This is a genomic window from Aeromonas caviae, from assembly GCF_000819785.1.
Lineage (GTDB): Bacteria > Pseudomonadota > Gammaproteobacteria > Enterobacterales > Aeromonadaceae > Aeromonas > Aeromonas caviae.
The window spans coordinates 25391-33377 of record NZ_CDBK01000073.1 but is presented as its reverse complement, the minus strand read 5'-3'; the positions used below and the strand labels follow the sequence as shown (position 1 = coordinate 33377).

Here is a 7987-nt window from a genome sequence, read left to right as displayed (position 1 = left end):
CTGAATTAACTGCTGCAACTAAAAGTTGCTTTGGTCACTTCATCAGACATTGATATCAAAAATTGTTTTTGATGCTCGATGCTGTGAGTGCCCACACAGATTGCTTGATTCAAATTGTTAAAGAGCGACGCAGCTTTTGGCTGCTGCGGGAGTGGCATTCTACTCAACCGCCTTCTCGAGTCAAGCCTTATTTTCAAAGGCTTTTCGAGGCTACCGACCGGCTTGTTTGCGTTGCCGCTTGCCCTGTCGATGGAGGCGCATTATAGGGAGCGAATTCGTTCTGGCAAGAGGATAATTGCAAAAAGATGGCTTTCACCGTTCAACCGCTCACAAAGCCACCAAAAAGCATCTTAATCCAGCGAAATCAGCCTGTGACAGGCGCTGCAACGGCAAAATCATGCAGGTTGTCGTAGATGGCATCGGCCAGCTCAATCCCCGCATCAGTAATCGGCTTGCCTGTTCTGACCATTATCTTGTGACCGACCTTGGCATTGATGGCGGCTTTCAGGTCCGAAGGTTTGTCACCCACCATATAAGAGCGGTCCATGTCGATGCCCAACTCTTGCTGCGCCAACAGCAGCATGCCGGGTTCCGGTTTGCGGCAGTCGCAAGGGGCGCCGTGATCCGGGTGATGGGGGCAGAAGTAGATACCATCGAGATCCACATCCCGATCGGCCAATGACCAATCCATCCACTCGGTCAGGTTCATGAAGTCATCTTCCGTGAAGTAACCGCGGGCGATACCGGATTGGTTGGTCACCACGACCAGCAAATAGCCTTTTTTCTTCAGCAATTGCATGGCCTCAATCACCCCGGGCAGAAAATGGAAGTCATCAACCTGGCTGACATAACCCGTGTCTTTGTTGATGACACCATCGCGATCCAGAAAAATGGCGGGTTTACTCACAGCAGCTACCTCTATAGATGATTTCGCAAAAGTATCTCACAGGCCAATTAAAGCCCCAAAAGTAAAAGGGGTGGCCGAAGCCACCCCTTTCATGTGTGCATATAAAGTATCGATTAAGCGATAACTTTAGCTACAACACCAGCACCTACGGTACGGCCACCTTCACGGATGGCGAAACGCAGGCCGTCGTCCATCGCGATCGGCGCAATCAGGGTAACAACCATCTTGATGTTGTCGCCCGGCATTACCATCTCTACGCCTTCCGGCAGTTCGATGGTACCGGTCACGTCGGTAGTACGGAAGTAGAACTGCGGACGGTAGCCCTTGAAGAACGGAGTGTGACGACCACCTTCTTCTTTGGACAGCACGTACACTTCGGATTCGAACTTGGTGTGCGGCTTGATGGTGCCCGGCTTGGCCAGTACCTGACCACGCTCTACGTCTTCACGCTTCACGCCACGCAGCAGCGCGCCAACGTTCTCACCTGCACGACCTTCGTCCAGCAGTTTGCGGAACATTTCAACGCCGGTACAGGTGGTCTTGGTGGTATCTTTGATACCAACGATTTCCACTTCTTCACCAACCTTGACGATACCGCGCTCTACACGACCGGTAACTACGGTACCACGGCCTGCGATGGAGAAGACGTCTTCGATAGGCATCAGGAACGGCTGGTCGATGGCACGCTCCGGCTCCGGAATGTAGGTGTCCAGGTGGCCAGCCAGTTCCAGGATCTTCTCTTCCCACTGAGCTTCGCCTTCCAGCGCTTTCAGTGCGGAACCACGTACTACCGGCAGGTCATCACCCGGGAAGTCGTACTCGGACAGCAGTTCGCGAACTTCCATCTCGACCAGTTCCAGCAGCTCTTCGTCATCTACCATGTCGCACTTGTTCATGAACACGATGATGTACGGAACGCCTACCTGACGACCCAGCAGGATGTGCTCACGAGTCTGCGGCATCGGGCCGTCAGTCGCTGCTACTACCAGGATTGCGCCGTCCATCTGGGCAGCACCGGTGATCATGTTTTTAACGTAGTCGGCGTGACCCGGGCAATCTACGTGAGCGTAGTGGCGGGTAGCAGTGTCGTATTCTACGTGGGAGGTGTTGATGGTGATACCACGCTCACGCTCTTCCGGTGCCTTGTCGATCTGGTCGAAGGCGAAAGCTTTACCACCGAAGTGCTTGGCCAGCACGTTGGTGATGGCGGCGGTCAGGGTGGTTTTACCGTGGTCAACGTGGCCGATGGTGCCGACGTTTACGTGCGGTTTATTACGCTCAAATTTTTCTTTAGACACGACGTAGTCCTTCTAGGTTAAACCCGCCTACCGTCGTAGGCGGGGAATCTTAAATTACTTGGATTTGCGCTCTTCGATCACGGCCTGGGCGACGTTGGTCGGGGCATCGTGATACTTGGCGAATTCCATGGCGTAGGAAGCACGACCCTGGGTAGCAGAACGCAGGGAGGTGGCGTAACCGAACATTTCGGCCAGCGGCACCAGCGCACGTACGATCTTGCCGGACGGGCCATCTTCCATGCCTTCGATCAGGCCGCGACGACGGTTCAGGTCACCGATCACGTCGCCCATGTAGTCTTCCGGAGTCTCGACTTCGACCTTCATGATCGGTTCGAGCAGTACCGGGTTGGCCTTCATGAAGCCAGCCTTGAACGCCAGAGAAGCAGCGATCTTGAACGCCAGTTCGGAAGAGTCGACATCGTGGTAGGAACCGAAGTGCAGACGCACACCCAGATCCATTACCGGATAGCCTGCCAGCGGGCCGGACTTCAGCTGCTCGCGGATACCCTTGTCAACACCCGGGATGAATTCGCCCGGAATCACGCCACCCTTGATGTCGTTGACGAATTCGTAGGCTTTGCCTTCTTCCAGCGGGTACATGTCGATAACGACGTGACCGTACTGACCACGACCACCGGACTGCTTGGCATGCTTGCCTTCGATGTCCTTGACGGTGTTGCGGATGGTTTCACGGTAGGCAACCTGCGGCTTACCTACGTTGGCTTCTACCTTGAACTCGCGACGCATACGGTCAACGATGATGTCCAGGTGCAGCTCACCCATACCGGCGATGATGGTTTGGCCAGATTCTTCGTCGGTCCATACGCGGAAGGACGGATCTTCCTGAGCCAGACGGCCCAGAGCCAGACCCATCTTCTCCTGGTCAGCCTTGGATTTCGGCTCAACGGCGATGGAGATTACCGGCTCCGGGAATTCCATACGCTCCAGGATGATCGGTGCGCTTTCGTCACACAGGGTATCACCGGTGGTGACGTCCTTCAGGCCGATGGCAGCAGCGATGTCGCCTGCGCGAACTTCTTTGATCTCTTCACGCTTGTTGGCATGCATCTGAACGATACGGCCGAAACGCTCGCGCTTCTCTTTAACGGAGTTCAGCACGGAGTCACCGGAGTTGACCACACCGGAGTAAACCCGGAAGAAGGTCAGGTTGCCCACGAACGGGTCGGTAGCAATCTTGAATGCCAGAGCAGAGAACGGCTCGTCATCGGAAGCGTGACGCTCGTCCTTGGTCTCGCCATCCAGCTTCAGACCGTCGATAGCAGCAACGTCGGTCGGAGCCGGCAGGTACTCGACCACGGCATCCAGCATGGCCTGTACGCCCTTGTTCTTGAACGCGGAGCCACAGGTAACCAGGATGATTTCGTTGTTCAGAACACGCTGACGCAGAGCTTTCTTGATCTCTTCTTCAGTCAGTTCTTCACCACCCAGGTATTTTTCCATCAGGTCTTCAGACGCTTCAGCAGCGGCTTCAACCAGGTTCATGCGCATTTCTTGCGCCTGTTCCAGCAGCTCGGCCGGGACGTCTTCGTAGTCGAAGGATACGCCCTGGTCAGCTTCGCTCCAGTTGATGGCTTTCATCTTGACCAGGTCGATAACGCCCTTGAAGTTCTCTTCGGAACCGATGTTCAGTTGCAGAGGAACCGGGTTACCTTTCAGACGGGTCTTGATGTGCTCAACGCAGCGCAGGAAGTTGGCACCGGTACGGTCCATCTTGTTGACGAACGCGATACGGGGAACCTTGTACTTGTTAGCCTGACGCCATACGGTTTCAGACTGGGGCTGTACGCCACCTACGGCACAGTACACCATCACGGCGCCATCCAGAACACGCATGGAACGCTCTACTTCGATAGTAAAGTCAACGTGGCCCGGGGTATCGATGATGTTGATACGGTGCGGTTGGAACTGTTTACCCATACCGGACCAGAAAGCGGTGGTCGCGGCGGAGGTGATGGTGATACCACGCTCTTGTTCCTGTTCCATCCAGTCCATGGTGGCGGCGCCATCGTGAACTTCACCGATCTTGTGACTTACACCGGTGTAAAACAGAACGCGCTCGGTAGTAGTAGTCTTACCGGCGTCGATGTGAGCGGAGATACCGATATTACGATAACGCTCAATGGGGGTTGTACGAGCCATTGTCATCCTCTTACTAGGGCGCTTGTCCCCAGATAATTAAAGGTGCGCAGAGTCATAAGACCCTGCGCAAGCGGATTACCAGCGGAAGTGAGCGAAGGCCTTGTTCGCTTCAGCCATACGGTGAACGTCTTCACGTTTCTTGACAGACGAACCCTTATTGTCAGCGGCATCCAGCAGCTCGCCAGCCAAACGCTGAGCCATTGATTTTTCACCACGTTTACGAGCGGCATCAACCAACCAGCGCATTGCCAGAGCATTGCGACGTACCGGACGAACTTCTACCGGCACCTGATAGGTTGCACCACCGACGCGACGAGATTTAACCTCGACCGCCGGACGAATGTTGTCCAGAGCGACTTCGAACAGGGCCAGGTGCTCTTTGCCAGATTTGGTGGCAATGATGTCCAGGGCGCCATAAACGATGGCTTCTGCAACAGATTTCTTACCGTCAACCATTACTACGTTGACAAATTTAGCCAGCAGCTCAGATCCGAACTTGGGATCCGGCAGGATTTTACGCTGACCAACAACACGACGTCTTGGCATTTCAAATTCTCCGTAACTTCAGGGGTTACCCAAAACTAGAAAGTTATCTAACTAGAAACGAATTAACGTTTGGCCTTACTTAACGGAGAACCATTAAGCTTTCGGACGCTTCACGCCGTACTTGGAGCGAGCCTGCTTACGGTCTTTAACACCGGCACAGTCCAACGCACCACGAACGGTGTGATAACGAACACCTGGCAAGTCTTTTACACGACCGCCACGGATCAGAACAACAGAGTGCTCTTGCAGGTTGTGACCTTCACCACCGATGTAGGAGGTGACTTCGAAGCCGTTGGTCAGACGTACACGGCATACTTTACGCAGTGCAGAGTTAGGCTTCTTCGGGGTGGTGGTGTATACACGGGTGCATACGCCACGCTTCTGAGGGCACGCTTCCAGCGCCGGCACGTTGCTTTTCACAACGAGCTTGATGCGTGGCTTGCGAACCAACTGGTTAATAGTTGCCATCAAAAGGCTCCTGATAATGACTTCATAAACGTGTGAAAAATCCTCCCCGCAGATACGGGGACGCGAAATTTTATGCCCTGTTGTCTGGGGAGTCAAGATTTATACAATTTGCACACCGAAATGGCAAATGACAGTCGAATGACATTATGTTAAGCAACTGAGATAAAAAGGAAAAACAAGCCTAACCGCCCCAGGTCTGCGGTGATCCGTGCTCGACGATCAACCTGATCAAACCCGGCATATCGAGTTCCATCCCGATCCCGGATGACAAGCCTCTCGCTTGCAGGTCTTCCTTCATGACGTACAGGGGGACGTCTGCCAAGCGCTCGCACCACCCGGGGGCAGCCGCCGCCATCACGGCATCCTGCATCAACACCACCAGATCCCCTTCCATGCGGTAACGCAACGCCAACTCGAGATCTTGGCTCATGAAGGGAGAGTTCAATATCAGCTGTATCACGGACACCTCAGAAGCAGATGTGGGTGGTGAAACCCGCCCAGCTACGGCGAATTTCCGCAGGAGAGAGCGGAATCACTGGGATTAGCAGATCCGCCGCCGTCAGTCCTCGCTCAGCCAGTGACACCGCACAGACATAGATCTCTTCGATGTCATACAGTTCCAGCATCTTGAAGGTCGGGGCGTAGTGACGCTGCAATATAGCGTGTGGTGATTGCTCCCTCACCAGTTGCATCACGCCATCACCCACCAGAAAGAGTGCCAGGGACTCCGTCAATGCAGAGGTGGCCAGCAGAGCATCCAGCCCCTCCCGACCACTCGCCGAACCATGGGGACCACGCCGTGAGATAAACGCTATTCTGGTCATTTTGTCCCCCTAGAACTGAACGAAGCGATCAGCGGTCAGTGCGGCTTCCGCCAACTGACCGAGCCCGCTCAGGCAGAATGGCGCTTCCAGATTGAAATGCTCCCGTCCCATTCCCTTGGCCTCCTGCTCATCCAGCACGCCACGGCGCATGGCCGCAGCCACACACACATCGATGCGGATACCCTGCTGGATGGCCAACTCGCGCCACAATGCCACCAGGTCGGTCTCATCGCTGGCTGGCGCATGGAGGCCATTGGCATTGCACACCCCCTCCTGATAGAAGAAGAGGTGGGACAAGCGGTGTCCCTGCTCGACCAGACTCAGGGCAAAACGATAGGCCGTGCTGGCCGTCTGGGTGCCATAGGCGGGCCCGGTGACCAGCAGAGCAAAATTCAGACTCATGATCGCACTCCTGCACAGCGGTGTATCCATTCTACCTCACAGACGCAAAAGCCCCTCCTGGGAGGGGCTTTTCCAATGAAACAGGCTCAGACGTAAGCGATGGCTTCGACTTCGACCAGTACATCCTTGGGCAGACGAGCAACTTCCACGCAGGAACGTGCCGGGGCGGACTCGCCAAAGTAGCGGGCATACACCTGGTTGAAGGCCACAAAGTTGTTCATGTCACTCAGGAAGCAAGTGGTCTTCAGCACCTTGCTGGTATCGGCCCCTGCGGCTTTCAAGACGGCAACCAGATTCTTCATCACCTGCTCTGCCTGAGCCTCGATGCCACCGGCAACGATGTCCATGGTGGCCGGATCAAGCGGGATCTGCCCGGAGGTAAAGACCAGCTCACCCAGCTTGGTAGCCTGGACATAAGGGCCAATTGCGGCAGGCGCCTTGTCGGTTGCAATCACTTCTTTAGCCATTGTTATCTATCCCCTATCTATGGCGCTTACTCGCTCTCTTCTTCACCCTGCTTGCGCTGTCGGATGTAGAGATACACGGTATGTTTGGAAATATTCAGCTTGTCGGCGACCAGGTTGATCGAGTCCTTGATATCAAATATGCCCTTCTCGAACAACTGGGTCACGATAAAACGGTTCTTGGCATTGTTGGCCACGGAGGGATCACGATTGATCTCGTCGATGGTGTTGTCCACCGTCTGGGCAACCAGCTCTTCGACGCTGTTGGCGAAGGTCTCCGGCGATTGCCGCTCCACCTGCTGTGGTGTCGGGAAGAATTCGGCCACGAACTCGTGGAAAGGCGCATTGATGTGCAAATTGATGCAGATAAGGCCGATCACCTGCTTGTCGCGGTTACGGATGGCGATGGTGCTCGACTTCATCAAGGCACCGGTCCGACTGCGGGCAAAATAACTCTGGGTGTGATCCTGACCCGTGCTCTCGATGTCCTTGAGCATCCGCAGGGCGAGATCGGTGATCGGCGCCCCCAGAGTTCGACCCGTATTGAAACCATTCGCGATTTGGATCACGGACTCATGCAGATTTTCCAGGGAGTGGAGCACCACCTCGCAGTGCTTGCCGAACAGATCGGCCAGGCCTTCGATAAGGCCCCCATATGAACGCAACAGCTCCCTGTCTTCGTCTGTAAAAGCGCGACCGCTCAGTTGCTCTTCGGGAAGCAGTACTTCCTCGATACCGACAGCCATGTTCTACCCCTGTAATACCCATTCAACTTTCCCGAGTTTTCAGTTGCGACGGGGCAATGTCAACTTTTTTTGATTTTTTGCTCTATAACCTTGCACTGGATCATCCCCCTGCCCCAGCCCAGTGCATGCTGGGCGCCGGATGGGAAATAAAAAAAGGGCCCCTAGAAGGGGC

Annotated in this window: 10 protein-coding genes; all 10 read right to left on the bottom strand. The window is 54.8% G+C overall.

Annotated features, from left to right (window positions below; genetic code table 11):
• Positions 1 to 364: 364 nt before the first annotated feature.
• The 10 genes from gmhB to BN1120_RS11885 all read right to left on the bottom strand — a co-directional run bounded on the left by gmhB (position 365) and on the right by BN1120_RS11885 (position 7815).
• The gene (gene gmhB, locus BN1120_RS11930) at positions 365 to 907 is read right to left on the bottom strand and encodes a D-glycero-beta-D-manno-heptose 1,7-bisphosphate 7-phosphatase (RefSeq protein WP_010675946.1); all 543 of its coding nucleotides are present in this window, start codon (positions 905 to 907) and stop codon (positions 365 to 367) included.
• Between the two features lie 113 nt (positions 908 to 1020).
• Positions 1021 to 2205 carry an elongation factor Tu gene (gene tuf / locus BN1120_RS11925; RefSeq protein ID WP_005306325.1) on the bottom strand — a complete coding sequence of 395 codons (1185 nt, stop codon included), beginning with the start codon at positions 2203 to 2205 and terminating at the stop codon, positions 1021 to 1023.
• 54 nt (positions 2206 to 2259) lie between these two features.
• Entirely contained in the window at positions 2260 to 4365 is a 2106-nt protein-coding gene (gene fusA / locus BN1120_RS11920; RefSeq protein WP_010675948.1) for an elongation factor G, read from the bottom strand.
• A 75-nt stretch (positions 4366 to 4440) separates the two neighbouring features.
• On the bottom strand, positions 4441 to 4911 hold the full coding sequence (gene rpsG, locus BN1120_RS11915; protein WP_010675949.1) for a 30S ribosomal protein S7: 471 nt from the start codon (positions 4909 to 4911) through the stop codon (positions 4441 to 4443).
• A 93-nt stretch (positions 4912 to 5004) separates the two neighbouring features.
• Positions 5005 to 5379, bottom strand: a complete 375-nt coding sequence (gene rpsL / locus BN1120_RS20795; RefSeq protein ID WP_005306278.1) for a 30S ribosomal protein S12 — start codon at positions 5377 to 5379, stop codon at positions 5005 to 5007.
• Between the two features lie 181 nt (positions 5380 to 5560).
• Positions 5561 to 5839: a sulfurtransferase complex subunit TusB gene (gene tusB / locus BN1120_RS11905; protein WP_029314859.1), complete on the bottom strand. Its 279-nt coding sequence runs from the start codon at positions 5837 to 5839 to the stop codon at positions 5561 to 5563.
• A gap of 7 nt (positions 5840 to 5846) precedes the next feature.
• Positions 5847 to 6203 carry a sulfurtransferase complex subunit TusC gene (gene tusC / locus BN1120_RS11900; protein WP_029314860.1) on the bottom strand — a complete coding sequence of 119 codons (357 nt, stop codon included), beginning with the start codon at positions 6201 to 6203 and terminating at the stop codon, positions 5847 to 5849.
• 9 nt (positions 6204 to 6212) lie between these two features.
• The gene (gene tusD, locus BN1120_RS11895) at positions 6213 to 6605 is read right to left on the bottom strand and encodes a sulfurtransferase complex subunit TusD (RefSeq protein ID WP_010675952.1); all 393 of its coding nucleotides are present in this window, start codon (positions 6603 to 6605) and stop codon (positions 6213 to 6215) included.
• A gap of 86 nt (positions 6606 to 6691) precedes the next feature.
• Complete coding sequence (locus tag BN1120_RS11890) at positions 6692 to 7072, bottom strand: RidA family protein (protein WP_010675953.1); 381 nt, start codon at positions 7070 to 7072, stop codon at positions 6692 to 6694.
• A 26-nt stretch (positions 7073 to 7098) separates the two neighbouring features.
• A complete protein-coding gene (locus BN1120_RS11885; protein ID WP_010675954.1) occupies positions 7099 to 7815 on the bottom strand; it encodes a helix-turn-helix transcriptional regulator in 717 nt (238 codons plus the stop codon).
• Between the last annotated feature and the right edge of the window lie 172 nt (positions 7816 to 7987).

Excerpts from the sequence above, each read along its gene's own strand:
- rpsG (WP_010675949.1), bottom strand. The coding sequence starts at position 4,911 with ATGCCAAGACGTCGTGTTGTTGGTCAGCGTAAAATCCTGCCGGATCCC.
- BN1120_RS11890 (WP_010675953.1), bottom strand. The coding sequence starts at position 7,072 with ATGGCTAAAGAAGTGATTGCAACCGACAAGGCGCCTGCCGCAATTGGC.
- rpsL (WP_005306278.1), bottom strand. The coding sequence starts at position 5,379 with ATGGCAACTATTAACCAGTTGGTTCGCAAGCCACGCATCAAGCTCGTT.
- fusA (WP_010675948.1), bottom strand. The coding sequence starts at position 4,365 with ATGGCTCGTACAACCCCCATTGAGCGTTATCGTAATATCGGTATCTCC.
- tusD (WP_010675952.1), bottom strand. The coding sequence starts at position 6,605 with ATGAGTCTGAATTTTGCTCTGCTGGTCACCGGGCCCGCCTATGGCACC.
- tusC (WP_029314860.1), bottom strand. The coding sequence starts at position 6,203 with ATGACCAGAATAGCGTTTATCTCACGGCGTGGTCCCCATGGTTCGGCG.
- BN1120_RS11885 (WP_010675954.1), bottom strand. The coding sequence starts at position 7,815 with ATGGCTGTCGGTATCGAGGAAGTACTGCTTCCCGAAGAGCAACTGAGC.